This is a genomic window from Bradyrhizobium sp. AZCC 2262, assembly GCF_036924535.1.
Lineage (GTDB): Bacteria > Pseudomonadota > Alphaproteobacteria > Rhizobiales > Xanthobacteraceae > Bradyrhizobium.
Genome location: NZ_JAZHRT010000001.1, coordinates 7,512,461 through 7,536,417, shown reverse-complemented (window position 1 = coordinate 7,536,417; position 23,957 = coordinate 7,512,461). Strand labels below are relative to the sequence as shown.

Below are 23,957 nucleotides of genomic sequence, written 5' to 3'. Positions count from 1 at the left end.
GTCATTTCCAAACGTTCCAACATGGAAACGCCGACATGTCCGATCTGGAAACATTCCGCCATGAAACCCGCGCCTGGCTGGAGGCCAATTGCCCGCCTGAGATGCGGCGTCCGATGACCTCGGAGAACGACACCTATTGGGGCGGCCGTAACGCAAAGTTCTCGTCCGAGCCGCAGCGCGTCTGGTTCGAGCGGATGCGCGACAAGGGCTGGACTGTGCCGGATTGGCCGAAGGAATATGGCGGTGGGGGGCTCGATCGCGCCGAGCACAAGGTGCTGCGCGAGGAGATGGCGGCGATGGGCGCGCGGTCGCCGCTGTCGAGTTTTGGCATCTGGATGCTTGGGCCGGCGCTGCTGAAATATGGCAACGAAGCGCAGAAGCAGGAGCATCTGCCAAAGATCGCCGCGGGCCTGATCCGCTGGTGCCAGGGCTATTCCGAGCCGAATGCCGGATCGGACCTCGCCTCGCTGCAGACCCGCGCCGAAAGCGAGGGCGACGACTACATTATCAACGGCCAGAAGATCTGGACGTCGTACGCGAATTACGCCGACTGGATTTTCTGCCTGGTGCGGACCGATCCCGCGGCGAAGAAGCACGACGGCATCAGTTTTATCCTGTTCGACATGGCCTCGAAGGGCGTCTCGACCAAGCCCATTCTCCTGATCTCAGGCTATTCGCCGTTCTGCGAAACCTTCTTCGACAATGTGCGCGTGCCGAAGTCACACGTGGTGGGCACCGTCAACCGCGGCTGGGATGTCGCGAAATACCTGCTGCAGCATGAGCGCGCGATGATCTCAGGCACGGGAGAACGCGGCATCGGCCGTCCGCTCGGGCAGGTCGCCGCCGACTCCATCGGTAGCGACGATTCCGGCCGGCTCGACGATGCCATGATGCGCGGCCAGATCGCAGAGTTCGACATCGACGAGGCGGCGTTTGCCGCCGTGGCCGAACGCGCCGTCGATCTGGCGAAAGCCGGGCAATCGCATCCGGCATTTTCCTCGGCGATGAAATATTACGGCACCGAGCTCAACAAGCGCCGCCACGAGATCCTGATGTCGGCCGGCGGCATCGATGCGCTGGAATGGGAAAGCGATCGTTCGAGAAACGGCGCCCGCCCGCGCGCCTGGCTGCGCACCAAGGCCAACTCGATCGAAGGCGGCACCAGCGAGGTGATGCTCGGCATTGTCGCCAAGCGCATCCTCGATCTGCCGGGGGCGTGAGCACCCAGCCGTTCTCTCTCGTCGTCCCTGCGAAAGCAGGGACCCATAACCACCGCTGTCTGAGTATTGATTGTGATGCTAGCTCCATTCCTACTCGATAGGCCGCGGCGTATGGGTCCCTGCTTTCGCAGGGACGACGAAGCAACTTAGTCCACCTCTGAAGCGGATATCTGTCCAATGCCCCTCGTCCTCACCGAAGAACAATCCATGCTGCGCGACAGCGCGCGCGGCCTTATCAGCGACAAGGCGCCGGTGGCGCACCTGCGCGGCTTGCGCGACAGCAAGAACGCAACGGGATTTTCCCGCGAGCTCTGGAAGACGTTTGCCGAGATGGGATTTTCCGGCCTGCTGGTACCCGAAAATTTCGGCGGCAGCGGGCTCGGCTGTGTCGAGGCCGGCGTGGTGATGGAGGAAATCGGCCGCACTCTGATGCCGTCACCGTTTCTGTCGACCGCGGTGCTGGCGACCTCGGCGCTGTCGCGCGGCGGCAGCGAGGCGCAAAAGTCCGCGCATCTGCCGAAGATTGCGGACGGCTCGCTATTGGCCGCGCTCGCGGTCGACGAAGGCGCAAAGCACCGCCCGCTGCAGACCAAACTGCAAGCGGTGCGTTCCGGCAACGGCTTCAAGCTCAACGGCGCCAAGGCCCTTGTGGTCGACGGCCACACCGCCGATCTCCTGATCGTCGCTGGCCGCACCGGCGGATCGGCCGGTGAGCGCAACGGGCTGACGCTGTTCCTGGTCGATCCCAAGGCCAAGGGCGTCGCCATCGAACGCACCATGATGGTCGATGCGCATAACGCCGCCAGAATCGAATTCGCCAATGTCGAGGTCGACGCGGACCACGTGCTCGGCGAAGTCGATCAGGGCGGGGCGCTGCTGGAGGGCGTGCTCAATATCGGCCGCGGCGCGGTCGCCTCCGAAATGGTGGGCCTGAGTGAGGAAGTGTTCGGCCGCACCGTGACGTATCTGAAGGAGCGCAAGCAGTTCGGAAAATTGATCGGCGAGTTCCAGGCGCTGCAGCACCGCGCCGCCCAGCTCTACATCGATATCGAGATCACCCGCGCCGCCGTCCTGAAGGCGCTGCAGACGCTCGACGGCGATTTCGAGCGGGCAGGAGCGGCGGTCGCGGTCGCCAAGGCACGCGCCGGCACCACGGCGACGCTGGCGGTGCAGGAAGGCGTGCAGATGCACGGCGGCATGGGCATGACCGATCAGTTCGACATCGGCTTCTTCATGAAGCGCGCGCGCGTTTGTCAGGAACTGTTCGGCGATAGCAACTACCATGCTGATCAGTTGGCGCGGACGAAGAGCTATTAGGCGCAAGCGGCGTCCCACACACCGCTGTCATCGCCCGGCTTGACCCTACAAGATTCACACATCGTTTCGGAGTTTCCAGCCACGAAGCATTGCTTTGAGAGCTTGTAGCCCGTGCATCATGGCGATAGGGCCAGGCTTGCCGTAGTAGCCGGTCCAGCCGCCGAGGCGCGCACACACCCAACTGGCATATGCCAGCGATCCTTTGGGATGCGGGTTCTTCTGTTTCTCGGTCTTGCCTTCAAGGGTTTGGCAGATCGCTTCCAGCGCGGGCTTGTCCTCGATGTCGAGCGCATCCTGTAACGGCCGCCCAGCCACGCCATCGCGCTCGCGCACCATCTGCAGCACTTGAATGGCAGCGATCAGCGTCGCAGTAGTCAGGTTCTCGAATGGACCATCCTCGGCGACACGCACCGCTTCGATATCGAAGCCTTTGGTCTTCATCACCCGGAACACCTGCTCGATGGTCCAGCGCTGGCGGTAAAAGCCGGTGATCCGACATGCATCGGCGAGCGTGGCCACCTTATGTGTGGTGAGCAGCCGCCAATGCACCGGCGTTACGCCGTCCGGGGGATCGACCTCACGCGCTTCCACCAAGGTGAGTGTGACAGTCTTCGGCAGTTTTGCCGCCTCGGCGGGATGATTGCGTTTCGGCCGCTTCAGGGTGACCTCACGCGCGCGCAACGCCAATACCACCTGACGGGCAGGCCGGCCCGGATTGGCAGGCAGATCGATTGTCTCGCGGCCCAGTTCGGCTACCTCCTCCATGCAGCCATACAGCGCACCACCATCTTCCAGAACGCGATCATGGTTGGCGCGGATCAGAAGCTCCGTCTCGGCGGGCCGGCAGGCGAACTCTTCGTAAATATCGCTTTCCCGGTCGGCGATGACGGTAACGCAGACCGCTCCGGCTGCGACCAAGCCAGCCGCTGTCTTGGTGGCGTCAAGCCAGCGGCGGCTCTCTTTCTCGGCGAAGGGGCGCTTTTTGCATAGACGCTTCTTGCCGCCGACGTGACTGAGGAATACCGCATCGACAAGACCCAGCAGCCCGCCATCACTGGCGTCCACCGCGATCATTGGATGCAGGTTCAGACTGCGTTGCTTGCCATCGTCGCGTAGAGTCGTCGTGTCCTGGATCGCCAGGATGTGACGCCCCATGACTAACCCGGCGGTGCGCGCGCGGGCAGTTGCGACCATCGCGTCGGGTTTCACCCGCTTGTTACGCAAAAACCGGGTAAAGCGTATCTCGCCCGCGCGATTGCCGCCCACGCGGCGTACGCTGATGCCCGATTGGCCAACACAAACCAGCCGAGCCAGCAAGCAGGCCCCCCTTTTTCCAGGCGCCGGTCGCCGAACCGTCCCAAACTGCCTTCCATGAACGCTCTCCCGTTGTCGTGGGAGCATCATCGATTCAGAGAACGGAACACACTGCAAGGGAAGCGGCCTTGGAGATGTGTGAATATCGTAGGGCTTGACCGGGCGATCCAGTATTCCAGAGACAGCAATGCTTGAGCCGATGGGCCGCGGCGTACTGGATCACCCGCTTTCGCGGGTGATGACAAGCATTTATGCGGTAGCCGCGTTGCGCCCTACCTGATCGGCGGCGCGTACTGGATGCCGCCGTTGCTCCAGAGCGAATTCAGCCCGCGCGGAATCTTCAGCTTCGATCCTTCGCCGACGTTGCGCTCGTAGACCTCGCCGTAATTGCCGACATGGCGGATGATGCGGGCGGCCCAGTCCTTGCTCAGGCCGAGGTCTTCGCCGTAGCTGCCCTCGGTGCCGACCAGCCGCATCACGTCGGGTTTCTTCGACTTCAGCGCCTCGTCGATGTTCTTCGAGGTGATGCCGAGTTCCTCGGCGTTGATCATCGCGTACAGCGTCCACTTCACGAGCATCATCCAGTCGTCGTCGCGCTGACGCACCACGGGTGCGAGCGGCTCCTTGGAGATGACGTCGGGCAGGATGACGTGGTCGCTGGGCTGGATCAGGTTCAAGCGCAGTGCGTAGAGCTGGGAGACGTCGGCGGTGAGGGTGTCGCACTTGCCGGATTCATACGCCTTGAGCACGTCCTCCAGCCTGGAAAACTTGACTTCCGTGTATTTCATGTTGTTGGCGCGGAAATGGTCGGCGACGTTGAGCACCGTCGTCGTCCCCTCCTGCACGCAAACCTTGCTGTTGTTGAGGTCGAGCGCGGAATCGATGTTGCGCGAACGCGGCAGCATGAAGCCCTGGCCGTCATAATAGGCGACGGCCGGGAAATAGAGGTCGTAGTTGGTTTCGCGCGACATGCTCCAGGTCGAGTTGCGCGAGAGGATGTCGACCCTGCGGCTCTGCAATTCCTTGAAGCGTTCGCTGGCGTCGAGCGGCAGGAATTTTGCCTTCTTGGGATCGTCGAAGATCGCCGCAGCCACGGCGCGACAGAAGTCGACGTCGAAGCCGGTCCAGTCACCCTTGTCGTCGGGAATCGAGAAGCCGGGCAGGCCCTTGTTGACGCCGCACAGCACTTCGCCGCGGCGGATGGTCCGCTTCAGGGTCTTGGTGTCGTAACGTTCATAAGTGATTGCAGCGGCCGCGACCGCGATTGCGACCGCCAGCCCGATCAGGAGGCCGCCTCGGAATGTCCGTAGCATTTTTTTCAACTCACAATTTCAGGGAAATGGATCGGCTTTGAGGGACCGCGTCGCAATTACAGTTCCGGCTTTTGCCGGATAATCACCTTGGTACCGACCGGGACACGCTCGTAGAGGTCAGTGACGTCGGCGTTGACCAGGCGGAAGCAGCCGGAAGAGACCGCGGTGCCGATGGTGTCAGGCCGGTTGGTGCCGTGGATGCGGTAGACGGTGGTGCCGAGATACATCGCGCGCGCACCGAGCGGGTTGCCGGGCCCACCGGCCATGAAGCGCGGCAGATAGGGCTGGCGCGCGATCATCTCGGGCGGCGGCGTCCAGTCCGGCCACTCCGCCTTGCGCGTGATGTTCACGAGCCCCTGCCACGTGAATCCTTCACGACCGACGCCGATGCCGTAGCGCAATGCGCGGCCATTGCCCTGAACCAGATAAAGATGGCGCTCGGCCGTGACCACGATGATGGTGCCCGGCGCTTCGTTGGTGCGATAGAGCACCGCGGTTTTCCTGAACTGCGGATCGAGTTCGACGGAATCATCCGCAATCAGCCCCGGTTGGTCGCCGACATCGGGCTGTCGCGTCTGCGCCTGGCTCTGCGGGGTCGAAAGGACCAGACCGCTGGCAGCGATCACCATCCAGATCAGGTGCCGAAATTTCGTCATCGCAAAACTCTCCTCGCGGCGCGTTGGCCAAATGCGCATGATCCGCCAAAGTGTGAGCGGTTTGGCGATAAGATCATGCGCCACTTTTAAGTCGGAGCGCGATCGGACGCAAAACCGGTTCCCACTTTTGCTGATCGCGCTCGGGAACATCAAATCTCAGGGCCAGCTTGATGGCAAGTTTAGGGCGAATGAGGCGAATAGGTGACTGAAATGTCTTCTATTTCCGCCAACCGCCAATTCATGGGATATTCAGGTTTCGGCTATTTCGGCGCGATCCACAGCCGCAGGCAAAACGAAATCAGTGCCACGGTGCCGACGCCGCCGAGCCAGAGCGCGACGAACCACAGCAGACGCTGGGCCAGTGGGGGCTGCGATGGCTTGATCTGGCTCAATGATACCCGCTCTCAGGTTTGACCTTGCCACGAAACACCCAATAGGCCCAGACGGTATAGCCGAGAATGAGGGGTATCAGCACGGCGACGCCGAACAGCATGAAGAGCTGACTGTTTGCGGGCGAGGCCGCCTGCCAGATGGTGATGCTCTGCGGCACGATGTAGGGATACATGCTGATGCCGAGGCCGGCATAGGATAGCGCGAACAGCGCCAGCGTCAGGAAGAATGGCTGGTAGTCGTATTTGTTGGCGAGACCGCGCAGCAACATCACCGTGACCGCGGCCACCGCGACCGGCACCGGTGCGGTCAGGACGATGTTCGGCCAGGCGAACCAGCGCTGCGTGTACTGCACGTGGAGGAACGGCGTCGCGATGCTGACCGCGCCGATGGCGCCGAGCATCGCGATCAACAGGAACCAGCTCAGATGATAGGCGCGATCGCGCAATGCGCCCTCCGTCTTCATGACGAGCCATGTTGCGCCGAGCAGTGCATAGCCGATCACCAGCGACACGCCGGTCAGGATGCTGAACGGCGTCAGCCAGTCCCACCAGCCGCCGGCATATTGCCGGCCTTCGACGTGCACGCCTTGCAGGACGGCGCCGAGCGCGATGCCCTGCGCCAATGTGGCCAGGATCGATCCGCCGGCAAAGGCGATGTCCCAGCGGTTGCGCGCGGCTGTCGTTCGCCAGCGGAATTCGAAGGCGACGCCGCGAAACACCAGGCCGAGCAGCATCGCGATCATGGGCGTGTAAAGCGCCGGCATCAGCACGGCATAGGCCAGCGGAAACGCCGCCATCAGGCCGCCGCCGCCAAGCACCAGCCAGGTTTCGTTACCGTCCCAGACCGGGGCGACGCTGTTCATGATGACGTCGCGATCGTGTTTCTCCGGGAACAGCGGAAACAGGATGCCGAGGCCGAGGTCGAAGCCGTCCATCACGACATAGACGAACACGGCAAAGGCGATGATGAAGGCCCAGATGGTCGGAAGGTCGATCGGGATCATCGGGCGGCTCCCTCGGTTGCCGCACCCGCCGCTGGCGTGATGCCGGCGGAGCGGATCGGAACTTCGTGCGACGGTCCCTGTTCACCCGGATGCGGCGGGGCCGCCATCAGACGCAGCAGATAGATCACGCCGGCCGTGAAGACGGCGAAATAGACGATGATGAAGGCGATCAGCGAGGAGGCGACCGCGGGCGCCGCCAGTGGTGAAGCGGATTCAGCGGTGCGCAATAGTCCGTACACCGTGAACGGCTGTCGTCCGGTCTCGGTGGTGATCCAGCCCGCGAGCACGGCGATGAAGCCCGCAGGCGCCATCGCGACCGCAAACATGTGCAGCAGCCGGGAATCGTACAGCATGCCGCGCACGCGCATCAACAGGCTGAACAGGCCGAGCGCCAGCATGAGCAATCCCATGCCGACCATGATCCGGAACGACCAGAACGTGATCGGCACCGGCGGCCAGTTTTCGCGCGGCACGGTGTCGAGGCCGGCCATCGGCGCGTCGGGCGAGTGCTTCAGGATGAGTGAGCCGAGCTTTGGCACCTCGATCGCGTAGTCGACCCTGCCGGCCGCCTGGTTGGGCAGGCCGAACAGGATCAAGGGGGCGCCGTCCTTGTGGCTCTGGAAATGGCCTTCCATCGCCATGATCTTCACCGGCTGATGCTCCAGCGTGTTGAGCCCGTGCTGATCGCCGGCGAGGATCTGGATCGGCGCCACCAGTGTCGCCATCCACATCGCCATTGAAAACATCACGCGCGGGCCGGCGAGATGGCGGTCGCGCAGCAGGTGATAGGCGCCGACCGCGCCGACCACCAGCGCGGTGGTCAGATACGCCGCCAGCACCATGTGCACGAGGCGGTAGGGGAATGACGGGTTGAAGATCACTTTCAGCCAGCTGGCGGCGATGAACTGCCCGTCGGCGTTGACGGCGTGACCGGTCGGCGTCTGCATCCAGGAATTGGCTGACAGAATCCAGAACGCCGAAATCAGGGTGCCGATCGCGACCATCAGCGTGGCCATGAAATGCAGCCTGTGGCCGACGCGCTGCAGGCCGAACAGCATCACGCCGAGGAAGCCGGCCTCGAGGAAGAACGCGGTCAAGACCTCATAGGCCATCAGCGGCCCGATCACCGGGCCGGTCTTGTCGGAGAATGCCGACCAGTTGGTGCCGAACTGGTAGGACATCACGATGCCCGACACCACGCCCATGCCGAAAGCGACGGCAAAGATTTTCAGCCAGTAGTTGAACAGGTTGATGAAGACTTCGCGCCCGGTCCACAGCCATAGCGCTTCGAGCACCGCCAGATAGCTGGCGAGCCCGATCGAGAAGGCCGGGAATATGATGTGGAACGACATCGTGAATGCGAACTGCGCCCGGGCCAATACGACCGCATCCCAGCCTTCGAACATCGGCATCACCTGTCGCAAGTTTCGCCGGCCGCGATACATTTCAAAAACGGAGCTACAGTTTTCGAAAAATTGCGTCCGAACCAGGCGCGCATCCTACCACGCCCGATGCGACGATCATACCTGCATGCCGCGCGGAACAGGCGTGCAAGCCTGTCCGCCCGATGGATTCAATCCCAACCGCCTGATGATCTCGGCCTGCACGGCGCGGGTTTGATCCTTGCCGGCCAGCGCCGGGCTTCGGATTTTCTTCCCCGTGCGAAGCCGGATTGTGATCACGTAGAGGCTATCCTTGCGACCGCCGCTCTCGACCTCGACGGCCTCGACATCGTCACCGCCGATCGTCTCCACCTCTGCCGTTCCTTTCCACGAAAGCCGTTCAATCCTGATTGCGCCATCGTGGACGATCCAGCATGCACTCATCCGATTGAGGGATCTGAGCAATACGAAGGCTACGATCGCACCGAGCGACCAGACGGCGGTCCCGAAGGGGGACAATGTGTCGTTCCAGAGCGCATGGATAAACGGAATGCTCAGCACGCAGGCGAGCAGTACGATGATAACCTTGCGTCTTTGCACCCGTTTGGGGTTGACCGGCTTGCCCAGTCGTATCCCGGCATTGACGGCGTCGAGCGGGTTCTCGGCCGGTTCAGGATCAGGAAGCCGAAGCAGACGAGAGATTCGCACGGCGGTTTCGTGCACCTGGGTAACGTCCGGCAACGGCGGCGAGGTGATCAAATTTCCCGATTCGGTCTCGAATACGATGCTGAACTCCACTGATTTGCCGATGCTCCTTCGAAGACGCATCCCCGATAGTTCATCATTCCTGATCAGTCTTCGGTGCAACTTCCCGAATGGACGCTGTTCGCCGATCAGGATTTCGCCTGGTGTAATGATCCAGACCACGTTGCGATCAAACAGGGCTGCGCCCAGCAGGAGGCATCCGAACAGCAACGCAAATAGAGCGGCGATGCCGAGCCATTGGTCGTTTGCCAGGTGAGCGAGGCCGGGCAAGGCGATCAAACACAAGATTACGGCAATGCCTGCCAGAACGAGCCGCTCATTGAGCGACGTGCCCTTGCGTAGCCTGACTTCATTCTCGTTTGCCACAGCATCCATCGCCAGCGGCGAGCATCGCGACCGCCGTGGTCACATCAAGCGGCAGTGTGCGGCTGAAATGCGGCAGGCCTGAGTTGCTTGATCTCAACTCGCGGCGTTCAGGAGCCCGGCGACCGTGCGCTCTATCTGTTCATACTTGCCCTCGCCATCGTGCTGGAACACGATCTTTCCGTTCTGGTCGACGATATATTGCGCCGGCCAATAGCGGTTGCGGTAGGCGTTCCAGGTCTGCGAATCATTGTCCTGCGCCACCGGGTAAGTGATGCCGTGCCGCTTCAGTGCGGCCTGCACGTTGGAGGCGGAGCGCTCGAACGGGAATTCCGGCGTGTGGATGCCGACCACGACGAAGCCACGGTCCTTGTATTTGGCGTAAAGGGCCGTGACGTGCGGCAGCGTGTTGACGCAGTTGACGCAGCCATAGGTCCAGAAATTCACAAGCACGACCTTGCCGCGCAGATCGGCCAGTTTGAGCGGCGCTGAGTTGAACCAGTTGCCGAGGCCGGTGAAATCGGGCGCGGTGGCCTGCGTCGCGGCGACCGCGAACGGCGTTTCCGGCGCGCGTGGCGCGTCGCCACTGAAGGCGGGTATCGCTGAGCCTGCGAGAGAAACGGCAACGATGGCGGCGGATGCGGCGAGCGAGCGCAAGTTCATGGCAGTCTCCATTGGGGTCAGAGGCCGATCTGGCCGTTGGGGTAAAATCCGGTGAGCCACGCCACGATCAGCGTGTCGTACTGGAAGTATGAGAGCAGCGCGAAGGCGATGACGACGACGCCGAACCCCTGCTGCAGCCGCTGCGCGATCCGCGCGACGCTGCGAACGCGGGTGGTGACAGCCTGTCCGCCATAGGCGATGGCGAGCATCGGCAGCGCGGCGCCGATCGCGTAGGCGACGAGCAGCAGGCTCGCCCAGGCGGTGTCTTTCGAGGTGGCGATGACAGTCAGGATTGAGCCCAGTACCGGCCCAGCACATGGCGTCCAGACCAGGCCGAGCGTCGTGCCCAGAACGAAGCCACCGGTCAGGCCCCGACGGGAAGCGGTCGAATGGCCGGTGAAAGCGCCGATCCGGATCGAGAGCCACTCGAACGGCGCCGGCCAGATCATCAGCAATCCGAAGCCGATCAGAACGATCGCCGCGGCGTTTCGCAGATGATTGGGATCGAAATCGAACACGCGCGTGATCGCACTCAGCAGCAATGCCACCATCGAGAATGACATCACAAAGCCGAGCGCGATCATCGCCGGCCGCGCCTTGCCGGTCTGGCCGACCGATGCCCCGAGGAGGATCGGCAGCATCGGCAGCGTGCAAGGGGCGGTCACGGTGACGACGCCTGCGAGCAGCGCGAGAACGAGATTGAGCATCGAAAGCGTCCACCGCCGGTCCCGGCGCGACATTGCCGGGTGCCTGATGAAATTCGCGGTGATGGGGCAGGGCGTTACGCGCGGGGCCGCCCGGGAGGCGTCACGTCTCTGTGAGACTTTTTCTCACGATGCACACGAAATCAGGCGCCAAAAGCAGAGCGACCCGGCTGGGGGGCATCCCGGCCGGGTCGTTGGAGGTTACTTGGAGGTCCAGAACTTGGGAGGCCCAGAACTTGAGAGGCTGGAAATTCAGCGGGGGGTCTCGCTGTCGTAGGAGATCACGCAGACCTCCTTGGGATTCCTGGTGCCGCAATCCACCACCTGTTCACGCACAAACGTCGAACCAGAGTCGCGGTGGGCGCGGGGCTGCACGTTCTGGGCCGACAGGGTGGCCAGGGTTGCGACGGCGCCGAGCGGAACGATGAAAAGGCGGAAGGACGGCTTCAGCATGTTCGCTCTCCTGTTCGGCGTTGGCGTTGCGTTGATGGTCGTTATAGGGGGTGAGTTTTTCCGGGGGATGTCATGATTTGTTTCATTTGTTTCATCGGAGGTAATCTTTGTCCGTCGAAATCGACCCGATTTCTTGCTCCCGATATTGATATAACCCATTGAAATAACGTTTATTTATGCGGCGAGGCTGTCCACGCCGGCGCCCTTAAGCAGCTCGGCCAATTGTTTGCGGGCATAGAACATCCGCGTCTTCACCGTGCTCTGGGGAATACCGATGATCGCGCCGGCCTCTTCCACCGACTTCTCGTGGTAGTAGACCAGGTTGATGATCTCGCGATGGGCCGGCGACAGCTTGGCGACGCAGGCGCGCAGGATTGCCTTGGTGTTGCTGCGATCGAGCGAGGCTTCCGGCGTGTCGGCCTCATCGGCGATCTCCAGCACGTCGTCCTGCTCGATGTCCTCATGCTTGCGCTGGCGCAGCGCGGTCAGCGCCTTGAAGCGGGCAATCGACAGCAGCCAGGTCGAAACCTGCGAGCGGCCCTCGAAATGGCTGGCGGTCCGCCACACGTCGAGGAACACCTGGCTGACAAGGTCTTCCGCCATGGTCGTATCGCGCACCATGCGCAGCACGAAGCGGTAAACGCGGACGTTATGACGCGAGTAAAGTACATGCATCGCCGTGCGGTCGCCCTTGGCAATACTCTGCAGCAGCATTTCATCGGATGTCGCGCGGGCGGCGGCAATCGACTTCTTGGCTGCGGCGTTGATGGCGACGACGTTCGACATGACAGGCTCCCAATTCCGACGCCAGACGGCGTTTCGTTGGGAGAATTGTTAGTTAGGCTCGGTTTCGGGATGTCTGCACCAAAAGGGAAAAATGGTTTCGTGCAGGGGAGAATTGTTTCGTCGGGGTGCCTGCGACGAAACATTCGGGGGTAAAAGGCCAGTAATTTCAATATGCGGAAAATTGGAAGGGATAGGAATTCGGGCGTTGGAACGAATCCCGTCGTCCCGGACAAGCGAAGCGCGATCCGGGACCCATAACCACAGCGCGTTGTAGTTTGGAAATAACGTCTACCACGGCGTGTCAATTATTACCGCCGCGGCGTATGGGTCCCCGCGTTCGCAGGGACGACGGAGGTCGCTAACCCTTCTCGCCTGTCGGCGAGAAAAGATAGCCGCCGCCTCTGATCGTGCGAATGACCGCCGGCTTGGTCGGGTCGATCTCGATCTTGCGGCGGATGCGCATGATGCGCAGGTCAACCGCGCGGTCGAACGCTTCGGCGTCGCGCGCATTGGCCAACTCGAGCAGCCGCTCGCGCGACAACACGCGTTTGGGATTGGCCGCGAACACTTTCAAGAGGCCGAATTCGGACGCCGTCAGCGGATGCTCGTTGCCTTCGTCGTCGCGCAGCGCCTGGGCTTCGAGGTCGAGCCATTTGGTGCCGAACCGCACCAGCTGTTCCTTCACCGCCTTCGCCGCCGCAGCCTCAGGCGCCGCAGCCGCCTTGGCCGGCGTACTGCGGCGAAGCACCGAGCGGATGCGCGCCATCAGTTCGCGCAATTCGCAGGGTTTTGCGATGTAGTCGTCGGCGCCGAGTTCGAGGCCGACGACGCGGTCGATCGGGCTCGCCGTCGCCGTCAGCATGATGACGGGAACGTTGATGCGGCTCTTCAGGTCTCTGATGATCGAAAGCCCGTCTTCCTCGGGCATGTTGAGGTCGAGCACGACGAGGTCGGGCACGCTGGTCTCGATCTCCTTGCGCAGGCTTTTTCCGCCATCGCACAGCGTGACGCCGAAACCGTGCATTTTGAGGTAATCGCCGACCATCTCGCGGGCCGGCGCCTCGTCGTCGACAATGAAGATGTGCGGGTTCTGGGTCATGTCGTCTCTGTCGCAGGCAGTCTAACGGTAAACGTCGAGCCCTGTCCGGGGCCGGCGCTCTCTGCGGTCACATGGCCGCCATGCATGTCGATGATACGTTTGACGATCGACAGGCCGAGGCCGGTCGAACTTTCGCCGGCGGTGGGCTTGGCCGAAAGCCGCTGGAAGCGGCCGAACAGCCGGCCGAGATCCTCCGGCGAAAGCCCGGCGCCCTGGTCGGCGATGCGGATCACCGTGTCGCCACCCTCATGGGTGACGGCCACCGTGATCTTGCCGCCGATCGGAGAATATTTGATGGCGTTGCTGAAGAGGTTGTCGATCGCCTCGCGGATCCGGTCGGTATCGCACATGGTGACGATATTCGGCGGCGCCGACACGCTAATGGTCTGCTGCTTGTTGACGGCCGAGGGCAGGTTGGAATCGGCAACCTCGGCGACCAGCGCTGCGACATCGACCGGTTCGCGGCGGATCGTGATGTCGAAGGCATCCGCCATCGCATCCGAAATCAGGTGATCGACCATCGAGGTCAGGCGCTTGGTGGCGTCCCTGATATGCTCGACCTGGGCGGTGACGTTCTCCCTGGGCGAACCGGCGCCGATCAGTTCGGTCAGCATTTCGGTACGGCCGAGGATCACGCCGAGCGGGTTCTTCAAATCATGCGCGACGGTGCCGAGAATTTCGTTCTTGAAGCCGTTGGCGCGCTGCAGCCGCAGCCACTGCGCCGAAAGCCTTCGGTTGGCCTGCATCAGCGCGCGGGTGCGCTGGGCGACGCGGTCCTCGAGCTGGGTATTGGCCTCGTGCAGTTGCCGGTAGAGGATGACGTTGTCGAACGCGATCGACAGTCGGCTGGAGAAAATCTCGACCAGCGCGCGGTCGGTGTCGGAGAGCTGGCGCTCGGCCTGCAGCAGCACCACCACTTCGCGGCCGCTTCCGGTGCGCAGATAAAGCACGCTGCGGTGGTCGGCGAATTCGTTCTTGCGGCGCAGGAAGGCGGCTTCCACCATCTGTCGCAAATCCGGATCGAGCGCCTTGGAACTGGTGGTGCCGATGAAGCGGCTGTAGCAGCCCGAGCCCGCCAGCACCGAGAATTCGCTCCCCGCGGCGCCGTCGTCGCGCAGCACCAGGATGCCGGCGCAGTCGACATTGAGCAGCGAGGCGAGCTGCGTCAGCACGCCTTCCGCAAGGCGCTGCATCGATTTGAAGTCATAGAGCGTCGAGGCGGCGTCGATGATGATTTCAAGCCCGCGCCTGGTCTGCACCATGCGCTCGAGCTGCTGGTAGCTGCGCAGCGCCGCCGTGAGCGAGGTGAACAGCTTGTCGGCCGTGAGCTCGGTCTTGGCCTTGTAGTCGTTGATGTCGTACTGGACGATGACGCGGCGCTCGGGCGCTTGCCCCGGCTGGCCGGTGCGCAGGATGATGCGGACGGTTTCGTTCTTGAGCTCGTTGCGGATGTATTCGACGAGGTCCAGGCCCGCGACGTCGGTTTCCATGATGACGTCGAGCAGCACGGCAGCGACGTCGGGATTGTTGCGCATCAAGGTGCGGCCTTCGGCCGCGGAATAGGCCGACAGGATTTCCAGTGTCGCGCCGTGGAGATTGTAGTCGCTCAGCGCAAAGCGGGTGCCCTCGTGCACCGCGGCATCGTCGTCGATGACGGCGATCTTCCATTTGCGGGCGGACGAGTCCTCCGGAACGGTCCCGGTATCGTCGATCAGGTGGAGGACATCGTCCTGTTCGGCCATTGAGAGGTTCCGTCGGCTGCTGTCTGGTCTGTAATCGTGGGTTCGCCCTTGGCGACTTTAGGCATGATAATGCGGAATGTGGTGCCTTGTCCCAGCCTTGACTCCAGCATCATCCGGCCGCCGAGCTGTTGAGTGACAAGATTATAGACGATATGCAAGCCCAGTCCGGTACCGCCTTCGTTGCGGCGCGTCGTAAAGAAGGGGTCGAATGCCTGCCGCTGCACGTCCGGCGTCATTCCGGCCCCGTTATCGGCAAAAATGATCTCGACATCGTCGCTGCCGCGCGCCCGCGCCGATATCGTGATCGCCCCGGAACGGCCGTCGGCAAAGGCATGGTTGGCGGCGTTGAGGAAGAGATTGGTTAATATCTGGCCGTAAGAGCCGGGATAGCCGTCGATGAAAAGCCCTTCCGGCACGTCCACCGACAGCGTGATCGCCGCCTTCTTCAGCACCGGCTTCAGGCTGGCGACGATCTGGTCGGTGGCCTCGCTGAGGTTGAATTGCCGGCGCTCGGCGTGCGAGCGGTCCACCGCCACCTGCTTGAACGACTGGATCAGCTCGCCGGCGCGGTGCAGATTCGCCACCAGTTGCCCTGCTGCGTCGCGCGAGATCTTGACGAATTCGTCGAGCTTGGAACGGCGCAGCGGCTCGCTGCGCAACTCGGATTCGAACATTTCGGCGCGGCGCGCAAAGCTCGACGCCACCGTCAGGCTGATGCCGATCGGGTTGTTCACTTCATGGGCGACGCCGGCGACCAGCCCGCCGAGCGCGGCCAGCCGTTCGGCGTCGATCAGGTTCTGCTGCGCGGTGTTGAGCTCGAGCAGCGCACTCTCGGCCTTTTCCTTTGACGCGCGCAGTTCGTCCTCGGTCTTGCGCTTGGCGATGGCGTTCTCGCGGAAGACTTCCACCGCGCGCGCCATGGCGCCGACCTCGTCCCTGGCGGTGGTGCCCTGCACGCTGCGATCGTAATTACCCGAGGTGATCGCATGCATCGCCGCCAGGATCTGCTGCAGCGGCAGGCGGATCGAGAGCGCGATCAGGACGCCGGCGGACAGGATGATGCCGAGGAACATCACGGCGATCGACAGCACCCGGCGCGAGATGGCCGACAGGGTCCTGTCGAACGTCTCCTGCGCCTTCTGCTCGCGCTGGCGCATCTTGACCGACAGTTCGTCGATGACGCCGATGGCCTCGGCCTGGCTGGCATCGATGGTGTTGCGCAGCAATTCGGTCCGGATCGCGAGCTGCTCGGTCAATTTGGCCATGCCCTCGCGCAATGCCACTGTCCGCGCCTGCAGCCGCGTCAGCGCCATCCGCTGCAGATCGTTGTCGGCGAGGTCGGTCATGATGGGGATGGTCTTCTCGATCGTCTCGGTATTCCGGCGGGCGTCCTCGGCGGAGGCCGAGCCGGGCGAAAGATAATAGGCGTTGGCGGCGACCAGCATGGCCGTAAACGCTTCGCGGGATCTTCCGAGCGCAGGCCAGATCTGCGCGTCGCGATGCCCGGTGGCGCCCTCGATGATCGAATACAGCCCGGCCATTTCCCGGGCCGGGCCCATCACCTGCTGCTCGTAGGTCTTGGTGATGGTGGCCTGCACCGCGCGCAATTCGCCAAAGCCGTTGAGGAAACGGTCGGTGACGTGCTCGAGCCGCGCGACCGACCCCGACAGCATCGGGTCGTTGGTGGCGCGCGTGGTCAGGGTGCCGAGCACCGCTTCGCGCAGCAGCAGAATCTCGGCGAACAGTTCGGGGCTCGGCTGGTTGATGTAGCGATGGATCAGGTTCTGCAGCCGGCTGGTTTCGCTTTCCAGTAGCGCCAGGATCTTGTCGGACTCCCGCACCTGCCGGACGTCATCCCAGGCCGAACCCAGCACGTTGGAGCCGTTCCAGATCAATACGGCGAGCACCACGACGACGGCGGAATTCAATGCCGCGATCGACAGGATGCGCCAACGGATCGGCACCGCGCGCAGCCACTGGACCACGCGAAACCGGCCGCGCGCGGCGAAGCTCGCCGGCCGTTCCGCTGCGCGGTGCTGTTGCGGTGCGCCGGTCAAATTCACTCCACTCTCCGAAGGCCCGCGATCAATACCGGTGGCATCGTCCCGATCAATGCAACGATGGTACGGTTGAGATCGGCCGCACCGGTCTTGATATGTTCGAGAGGTTCCTTTTCCGCGGCGAAGTGGCGGGAATGGAACGGGCCGATCGGATTCCTCTCCTCTTGGGGATCGGGGACAAGAAGCTCGCGCGCAAAAGCACCCGTTGAGACCGCCGTAAGCAACAGCGCAACAACGAGCACCAAGGTCCGCCAAAGGTCGGCGCGACGATACACGGGCGACAATCCCCTTAGCGAATAAGTCTGTGGCGGGGAGAAAAGGTTCAAGCGTTTTTAGCAGAATTTACCGATGTTTGGCTATTGCCGGCGCGGCTGGCAGGCGGTCTGTGGCTGGTAATCCCGTTAATCTTTGTACAATCTTCAGTTGTGTTGTGCGCTGCGGCGATGCCGGGCGGATTGAAACCGCAGCCGCAGCCATTTATGAGGGCTTGGCGGACAGGTTCATCGCCGGCGCGGCAGAGCAGGGAAATCACCAGTGAAATTGGCCTTGAGGTTCTTGCAACTCGTCGCCGTCGCCGCCATGGCACTTGCGTCTCCGGCGCAGGCCGCCACCGAGATCATGTGGTGGCACGCGATGTCGGGGGAACTCGGCAAGCAGCTCGAAAAGCTGGCGGCCGATTTCAATGCGTCGCAGTCCGACTACCGCGTCGTTCCGACCTACAAGGGCAACTACACCGAGACGGTGACGGCGGCGATCTTCGCATTCCGTTCGCGCAGCCAGCCCGCCATCGTTCAGGTCAACGAGATCGCGACCGCAACCATGATGGCGGCAAAGGGCGCGATCTATCCGGTGTTCGAATTGATGCGCGATCAGTCGGAGCCGTTCTCGCCGGAGGCGTATCTGCCGGCCGTGACCGGCTATTATTCCGATGTCGCCGGCAACATGCTGTCGTTTCCGTTCAATGTCTCGACGCCGATCCTCTACTACAACAAGGATATGTTCCGCGCCGCGGGCCTCGATCCGGAGGTGGCGCCGAAGACCTGGGCCGAGGTCGGCGCTGCGGCGAAGCGCCTGCGCGCTGCGGGCGCTCCTTGCGGGCTCACCACCTCCTGGCCCTCCTGGGTCCATGTCGAGAATTTTTCCGCATTCCACAATCTGCCATTGGCGACCCGGGCCAATGGCTTCAGCGGGCTCGATGCGGAATTGACCTTCAACAATGCGGACGTCGTGCGGCACATCGCGCAACTGGCGGAATGGCAGGCGACGAAGGTTTTCGACTATAGCGGCCGCGGGCAATCGGCCGAGCCGCGCTTTCAGAGGGGCGAATGTGCCATCTTCATCGGCTCGTCCGGGACGCGTGCGGACATCAAGGCCAATTCGAAGTTTGAGGTCGGTTACGGCATGATCCCGTATCACCCCGAGATCGCCGGCGCCCCGCAAAACTCCATCATCGGCGGCGCCACGCTATGGGTGCTGCGCGACCGGCCGCGCGCCGAATACACCGGCGTCGCGCGGTTCTTCGCCTATCTCTCTAAGCCGGAAGTTCAAGCCGCCTGGCACCAGAACACCGGCTATCTGCCGATCACCCGCGCCGCCTTCGACCTCACCCGCGCGCAGGGCTTCTACGACCGCAATCCCGGCGCGGCGATCGGCATCGAGCAGCTGACCCTGAAGCCGCCGACCGAGAATTCGAAGGGAATCCGGCTTGGGTCCTTTGTGCTGATCCGCAGCGTGATCGACGACGAACTGGAGCAGGTGTTCAGCGGCAAGCATTCCGCGCAGGCGGCGCTCGACCTCGCCGTCGAGCGCGGCAACCACCTGTTGCGCCAGTTCGAGCGCGCCAATCCGGACCGGTAACCTCACCCCGTCATTGCGAGCGAAGCGAAGCAATCCATCTCTCCACAGAAGGAATGGATTGCTTCGTCGCTTCGCTCCTCGCAATGACGACAAATGAAGTCTGGCGCTACAATGATCCCATCCCTGCCGGCATTCACTGACTACGAGCCCTTCCGCGCCTGGCGCGCCGATCCTGCGCAATGGCTGCCGATCGCGCTCGATATCGCCCGCAGTCACGGCCTGGCCTGCGCGGCGCCGCACGCCTTCGCCACCGGCACCAACGTCGTCATGGCGCTTGATGAGAAACTCATCCTGAAGATTTTCCCGCCCTTTCTTCGTTCCAAATTCGTCTCGGAACGTGGCTCGCTCGCCCAACTTCGCGGACAGCTTCGGATCGCGATCCCCGAAACCGTCGTCGAAGGCGAGCGTGACGGATGGCCATATCTCATCATCACGCGGTTGCCGGGTGTTCTCGGCAGCGAGGCATGGCCGACACTCTCCGAAAGCGAGAAGGAGCGCGTCCTCGTTGAGATCGGGCAGGTCATCGCGGAGGTCCAGCGTGTCCCGCTTGGAGATCTTGCGAATATCGAGCCGCGTTGGGACCGCTTCCTGTCAGCGCAAATCGCGGGATGCCGCGCCCGGCACGAGCGCCTCGGTCTGCCGCGCAAATTTCTCGATGGGCTGGACGACCTGCTGCGCGATGCGGAAAGGCTTATTCCCCTGGATCGGCCGCCGGTGATCCTCACCGGCGAGTACATCCCGGAGAATTTTCTGCTGAGCCGTGACAGCGCCGGCTGGCGCTTGTCCGGGTTGATCGACTTCGGCGACGTGATGTCCGGATGGTGCGAATACGACCTGCTGGGTCCGAGCGGCTTCATGACCGCCGGGATGCCGCGCCGTGTGCGGAGCCTGTTCGAGGGATACGGATATTCGAGTGCGGATGTCAATCCGGACCTGAAACGGCGGCTGATGGCGCTGACGCTGCTTCATCGGTTTAGCGATCCCGCCAGGCAGATCTGTATTGAGGGTTGGCAGGAGAGGGCCGACAACCTGTTCGAGTTGCAGGATTTGCTTTGGCCGATTTGAATCACGAGGGCGCACAGCAAAGATGCGGGCCAAATATCTGCACCAAAAATAAGCAAATATACTTCTTTGTATGCAATTCGGGCGCCGTGCGGCCGGAGAGGATCTCGCTGAGATCCGTCTATTCCATAGCTTAGTCAGTACCTTAGAACCGAATTAGCTTTCCTTTAACGGTTGGCACAAACCTTGCGATTCCAGCGCCAGATCCGCTTTCCCTCAGGCGTCTGGAGCATAACCCATGAAGCGTCGCGATTTTCTGAAATCCGTCACTGGCGTTGCCGCCGGCGCGATGGTGCCCGCACCGGCCATCTGGTCCGCGGCCAAGGCTGATGTGCGGTCGGAGACGCTGCTGATCGTCTCCGAAAGCGGCCCCAACAATCTCGACATTCACGGCGTCGGCACCAACGTGCCAGGCTATGAGGTGTCGTGGAATTGCTACGACCGCCTGATCAGTCACGAGATGAAGAGCGGTCCCGGCGGGGTGCCGTATTACGACCGCGACAAGTTCAAGCCCGAGCTCGCCGAGGACATGAATGTCGGCGACATGTCGGTCACCTTCAAGCTGAAGAAGAACGCCAAATTCCACGATGGCGCGCCGGTCACGGCCAAGGACGTCAAGTGGTCGCTCGATCGCGCGGTGAGCGTCGGAGGCTTTCCTACGTTCCAGATGGGCGCGGGCTCGCTGACCAAGACCGAGCAGTTCGTCATCGTCGACGACAACACGGTGCGGGTCGATTTCGCCAAGAAAGACCGCCTCACCATCCCGGACCTCGCAGTCATCGTCCCCTGCGTCGTCAACTCGGAGCTGGTGAAGAAGAACGCCACCGAGAAGGATCCCTGGGGTCTCGAATACACCAAGCAGCAGACGGCGGGCTCCGGCGCCTACAAGGTGACGAAGTGGACCGCCGGCACCGAAGTCATCATGGAGCGCAACGACGAGTGGGTCGGTGGTCCAATGCCGAAGGTCAAGCGCGTGATCTGGCGCATGGTGCCGCAGGCCGGCAACCGCCGCGCGCTGCTCGAGCGCGGCGACGCCGACATCTCCTACGATCTGCCGAACAAGGATTTCGTCGAGCTGAAGGACAACGGCAAGCTCAACATCGTCTCGGTGCCGTATTCCAACGGCGTCCAGTACATCGGCATGAACGTCAAGACCCCGCCGTTCGACAACCCCAAGGTTCGCGAGGCCATCGCCTGCGCGATCCCCTACCAGAAGATCATGGATGCGGTGCTGTTCGGCCTGGCCAAGCCGATGTTCGGCGCCGCTGCCGACAAGGCGACCGAGGTGGCGTGGCCGCAGCCGACCAAATACGCCACTGACATCGCCAGGGCCAAGGCGTTGCTGGCCGAGGCCGGCCATCCCAACGGTTTCGAAACCACGCTGTCGTTCGACCTCGGCTTTGCCGGCGTCAACGAACCGCTCTGCGTGCTGGTGCAGGAAAGCCTCGCGCAGATCGGCATCAAGACCACCATCAACAAGATTCCCGGCGCCAACTGGCGCACCGAACTCAACAAGAAGGTGCTGCCACTCTACACCAACGTGTTCTCCGGCTGGCTCGACTATCCCGAGTATTTCTTCATCTGGTGCTACGACGGCAAGAATTCGATCTTCAACACCATGAGCTATCAATCGAAGGCGATGGACGAATTCATCAGCGGCGCTGTCGATGCAGCTGCGACCGGCAACACCGCGAAATATGACACCGACGTTAAGGGCTTTGTCGATCTCGCCTTCAAGGATATTCCGCGCATTCCGCTGTATCAGCCCTACGTCAACGTCGCGATGCAGAAGAACGTGTCGGGCTATCAATACTGGTTCCACCGCCGGCTCGATTATCGCGCGCTCGTGAAAGCATAAGAGGCGAGCGCCATGCTGACCATGATCGGCAAGCGGCTGATGTTTGCGATCCCGTCGCTGATCGGGGTGGTCATTGTTACGTTCCTCCTGACCCGCGCATTACCCGGCGATCCCACCGCCTATTTCGCAGGTCCCGCGGCGAGCAAGGAAGCCATCGAGCAGATCCGCAAGAAGCTCGGCTTCGACAAGCCGCTGATCGAGCAGTTCTTCCGCTACACCAACGATCTCGCGCATGGCGATTTCGGCAACTCGTTGACCACGGGCCAGCCGGTCGCGACCGAAATCCGCAACCGGCTGCCAGCCTCCGCCGAACTCACGCTGCTCGGCCTCGTTGTTTCGGTCATGATCGCGATCCCGCTCGGAGTGCTGGCGGCGACGCGCCCAGGCTCCTGGATCGACCATCTCTGTCGCATCACCACGACGGCCGGCGTATCGCTGCCGGTGTTCTTTACGGGTCTCGTGCTGGTCTATGTCTTCTATTTCCGGCTCGGCTGGTCGCCGGCGCCGCTCGGCCGGCTCGACGTGTTCTACAGCGCGCCGCCGACCGTGACTGGCCTCTATTTGATCGACGCCCTGATCGCGCGCGATTTCGAGACGTTTCGTTCGGCGCTGAGCCAGCTGATCCTGCCGGCGGCGACGCTGGCGATCTTCTCGCTGGCGCCGATCGCGCGCATGACGCGGGCCTCGATGCTGGCGGTGCTGGCGTCCGATTTCGTCCGCACCGCGCGCGCCAGCGGGCTGTCGCCCTCCACCGTGATCGTCACCTACGCGTTTCGCAACGCCATGCTGCCCGTGATCACCACGCTCAGCATGGTGTTCTCGTTCCTGCTGGGGGCGAACGTGCTGGTCGAGAAAGTTTTCGCCTGGCCCGGCATCGGCTCCTACGCGGTGGAAGCGCTGATCTCGTCGGACTTCGCTCCAGTGCAGGGTTTTGTGCTGACCATGGCGGTCATGTACGTGCTGCTCAATCTGGTCATCGACATTCTCTACGGCGTGATCGATCCCCGCGTGCGACTGGAAGGGTGAGGTTGGAAGATGAGTAGCGTTGGGCCTGCCGCTGAACCCGTCGGACCCGCGCGGACCTCGGGACTATCCGCTATCTTCGAACACGTCAGCTATGTGCTCGAGGAGAACCGCGTCACGGCGTTCGCCTTCGGCCTTTTGGTCGTCATCCTGTTCGCGGCGATCTTCGGCCCCTACATCGTGCCCTACGATCCGCTCGCCAGCGATACCGCAGCAGCCCTGAAGCCGCCGTCCGCGGCGCACTGGTTCGGCACCGACCAATTGGGCCGCGATATCTTCAGCCGTGTCGTCGTCGCCACAAGGCTCGACACATTCATCGCGATTGCCTCCGTGGCGCTGGTGTTCCTGATGGGCGGTCTCGCCGGCATCGCCGCCGGCTATTTCGGCGGCTGGACCGATCGCATCGTCGGCCGCATCGCCGACACCATCATGGCGTTTCCGCTGTTCGTGCTGGCGATGGGCATCGTGGCGGCGCTTGGCAATACCGTGCAGAACATCATCATCGCGACCGCGATCGTGAACTTTCCGCTCTATGCCCGCGTGGCGTGGGCCGAGGCGAATGTGCGCCGCAACGCCGGCTTCGTGCAGGCAGCGCGGCTGTCGGGCAATGGCGAGATGCGGATTCTGCTGGTGCACATTCTGCCCAACATCATGCCGATCATGATCGTGCAGATGTCGCTGACCATGGGCTACGCCATTTTGAATGCCGCCGGACTTTCCTTCATCGGGCTCGGCGTGCGGCCGCCGACGGCGGAATGGGGCATCATGGTCGCGGAGGGCGCGGGCTTCATGGTGTCGGGTGAATGGTGGATCGCGCTGTTTCCGGGGCTGGCGCTGATGATCGCGGTGTTCTGCTTCAATCTTCTCGGCGACGGCCTGCGCGACATCGTCGATCCGCAGCGGAGGACGTGATGGCTGCTTCCA

General features: G+C 62.6%; 22 protein-coding genes. 7 read left to right on the top strand and 15 right to left on the bottom strand.

Features of this window, described 5'->3' with window-relative positions; all coding sequences use genetic code 11:
- The first annotated feature begins 35 nt into the window (after window positions 1–35).
- Entirely contained in the window at window positions 36–1,220 is a 1,185-nt protein-coding gene (locus V1283_RS35410) for an acyl-CoA dehydrogenase family protein (protein ID WP_334391230.1), read from the top strand.
- A 177-nt stretch (window positions 1,221–1,397) separates the two neighbouring features.
- Window positions 1,398–2,537, top strand: a complete 1,140-nt coding sequence (locus tag V1283_RS35405; protein ID WP_334391229.1) for an acyl-CoA dehydrogenase family protein — start codon at window positions 1,398–1,400, stop codon at window positions 2,535–2,537.
- A gap of 54 nt (window positions 2,538–2,591) precedes the next feature.
- On the opposite strand, the gene V1283_RS35400 is transcribed toward V1283_RS35405, so the two are convergent.
- The 15 genes from V1283_RS35400 to V1283_RS35330 all read right to left on the bottom strand — a co-directional run bounded on the left by V1283_RS35400 (window position 2,592) and on the right by V1283_RS35330 (window position 17,508).
- Window positions 2,592–3,854 carry an IS4 family transposase gene (locus V1283_RS35400; protein WP_334387494.1) on the bottom strand — a complete coding sequence of 421 codons (1,263 nt, stop codon included), beginning with the start codon at window positions 3,852–3,854 and terminating at the stop codon, window positions 2,592–2,594.
- Window positions 3,855–4,123: 269 nt separating this feature from the next.
- Window positions 4,124–5,164, bottom strand: a complete 1,041-nt coding sequence (locus V1283_RS35395) for an amino acid ABC transporter substrate-binding protein (RefSeq protein WP_334391228.1) — start codon at window positions 5,162–5,164, stop codon at window positions 4,124–4,126.
- Between the two features lie 56 nt (window positions 5,165–5,220).
- On the bottom strand, window positions 5,221–5,820 hold the full coding sequence (locus tag V1283_RS35390) for a L,D-transpeptidase (protein WP_334391227.1): 600 nt from the start codon (window positions 5,818–5,820) through the stop codon (window positions 5,221–5,223).
- 260 nt (window positions 5,821–6,080) lie between these two features.
- Window positions 6,081–6,212 (bottom strand): DUF2474 domain-containing protein, encoded by a 132-nt coding sequence (locus V1283_RS35385; protein ID WP_334391226.1) that lies wholly within the window; start codon window positions 6,210–6,212, stop codon window positions 6,081–6,083.
- Complete coding sequence (gene cydB / locus V1283_RS35380) at window positions 6,209–7,216, bottom strand: cytochrome d ubiquinol oxidase subunit II (RefSeq protein ID WP_334391225.1); 1,008 nt, start codon at window positions 7,214–7,216, stop codon at window positions 6,209–6,211. The genes V1283_RS35385 and cydB overlap by 4 nt, the downstream gene beginning before the upstream one ends.
- Window positions 7,213–8,622, bottom strand: coding sequence for a cytochrome ubiquinol oxidase subunit I (locus tag V1283_RS35375; RefSeq protein WP_334391224.1), 1,410 nt, complete (start codon window positions 8,620–8,622; stop codon window positions 7,213–7,215). Before V1283_RS35375 ends, cydB begins: the two co-directional genes overlap by 4 nt.
- A 114-nt stretch (window positions 8,623–8,736) precedes the next feature.
- Window positions 8,737–9,729, bottom strand: coding sequence for a hypothetical protein (locus V1283_RS35370; RefSeq protein ID WP_334391223.1), 993 nt, complete (start codon window positions 9,727–9,729; stop codon window positions 8,737–8,739).
- Window positions 9,730–9,822: 93 nt separating this feature from the next.
- On the bottom strand, window positions 9,823–10,389 hold the full coding sequence (locus V1283_RS35365) for a thioredoxin family protein (RefSeq protein WP_334391222.1): 567 nt from the start codon (window positions 10,387–10,389) through the stop codon (window positions 9,823–9,825).
- Window positions 10,390–10,406: 17 nt separating this feature from the next.
- Window positions 10,407–11,096 (bottom strand): cytochrome c biogenesis CcdA family protein, encoded by a 690-nt coding sequence (locus tag V1283_RS35360; protein WP_334391221.1) that lies wholly within the window; start codon window positions 11,094–11,096, stop codon window positions 10,407–10,409.
- Between the two features lie 249 nt (window positions 11,097–11,345).
- Window positions 11,346–11,546: a hypothetical protein gene (locus V1283_RS35355; protein WP_334391220.1), complete on the bottom strand. Its 201-nt coding sequence runs from the start codon at window positions 11,544–11,546 to the stop codon at window positions 11,346–11,348.
- Between the two features lie 174 nt (window positions 11,547–11,720).
- Entirely contained in the window at window positions 11,721–12,332 is a 612-nt protein-coding gene (locus V1283_RS35350) for a sigma-70 family RNA polymerase sigma factor (RefSeq protein ID WP_334391219.1), read from the bottom strand.
- Between the two features lie 358 nt (window positions 12,333–12,690).
- On the bottom strand, window positions 12,691–13,431 hold the full coding sequence (locus tag V1283_RS35345; RefSeq protein ID WP_334391218.1) for a response regulator: 741 nt from the start codon (window positions 13,429–13,431) through the stop codon (window positions 12,691–12,693).
- Window positions 13,428–15,173, bottom strand: a complete 1,746-nt coding sequence (locus V1283_RS35340) for an ATP-binding response regulator (RefSeq protein WP_334391217.1) — start codon at window positions 15,171–15,173, stop codon at window positions 13,428–13,430. The genes V1283_RS35345 and V1283_RS35340 overlap by 4 nt, the downstream gene beginning before the upstream one ends.
- Window positions 15,143–17,137 carry an ATP-binding protein gene (locus V1283_RS35335; protein WP_442895909.1) on the bottom strand — a complete coding sequence of 665 codons (1,995 nt, stop codon included), beginning with the start codon at window positions 17,135–17,137 and terminating at the stop codon, window positions 15,143–15,145. The genes V1283_RS35340 and V1283_RS35335 overlap by 31 nt, the downstream gene beginning before the upstream one ends.
- Before the next feature lie 95 nt (window positions 17,138–17,232).
- Window positions 17,233–17,508 carry a hypothetical protein gene (locus V1283_RS35330; RefSeq protein ID WP_334391215.1) on the bottom strand — a complete coding sequence of 92 codons (276 nt, stop codon included), beginning with the start codon at window positions 17,506–17,508 and terminating at the stop codon, window positions 17,233–17,235.
- 265 nt (window positions 17,509–17,773) lie between these two features.
- Between V1283_RS35330 and ugpB the strand changes: the two genes are divergently transcribed.
- The 5 genes from ugpB (at window position 17,774) to V1283_RS35305 (ending at window position 23,945) form a co-directional block, all read left to right on the top strand.
- On the top strand, window positions 17,774–19,090 hold the full coding sequence (ugpB, locus tag V1283_RS35325) for a sn-glycerol-3-phosphate ABC transporter substrate-binding protein UgpB (protein ID WP_442895908.1): 1,317 nt from the start codon (window positions 17,774–17,776) through the stop codon (window positions 19,088–19,090).
- 111 nt (window positions 19,091–19,201) lie between these two features.
- Window positions 19,202–20,155 (top strand): aminoglycoside phosphotransferase family protein, encoded by a 954-nt coding sequence (locus tag V1283_RS35320; RefSeq protein WP_334391213.1) that lies wholly within the window; start codon window positions 19,202–19,204, stop codon window positions 20,153–20,155.
- A 235-nt stretch (window positions 20,156–20,390) separates the two neighbouring features.
- Complete coding sequence (locus V1283_RS35315; RefSeq protein WP_334391212.1) at window positions 20,391–22,010, top strand: ABC transporter substrate-binding protein; 1,620 nt, start codon at window positions 20,391–20,393, stop codon at window positions 22,008–22,010.
- A 12-nt stretch (window positions 22,011–22,022) separates the two neighbouring features.
- On the top strand, window positions 22,023–23,036 hold the full coding sequence (locus V1283_RS35310; protein WP_334391211.1) for an ABC transporter permease: 1,014 nt from the start codon (window positions 22,023–22,025) through the stop codon (window positions 23,034–23,036).
- A 9-nt stretch (window positions 23,037–23,045) separates the two neighbouring features.
- Window positions 23,046–23,945, top strand: a complete 900-nt coding sequence (locus tag V1283_RS35305; RefSeq protein ID WP_334391210.1) for an ABC transporter permease — start codon at window positions 23,046–23,048, stop codon at window positions 23,943–23,945.
- The last annotated feature ends 12 nt before the right edge of the window (window positions 23,946–23,957 follow it).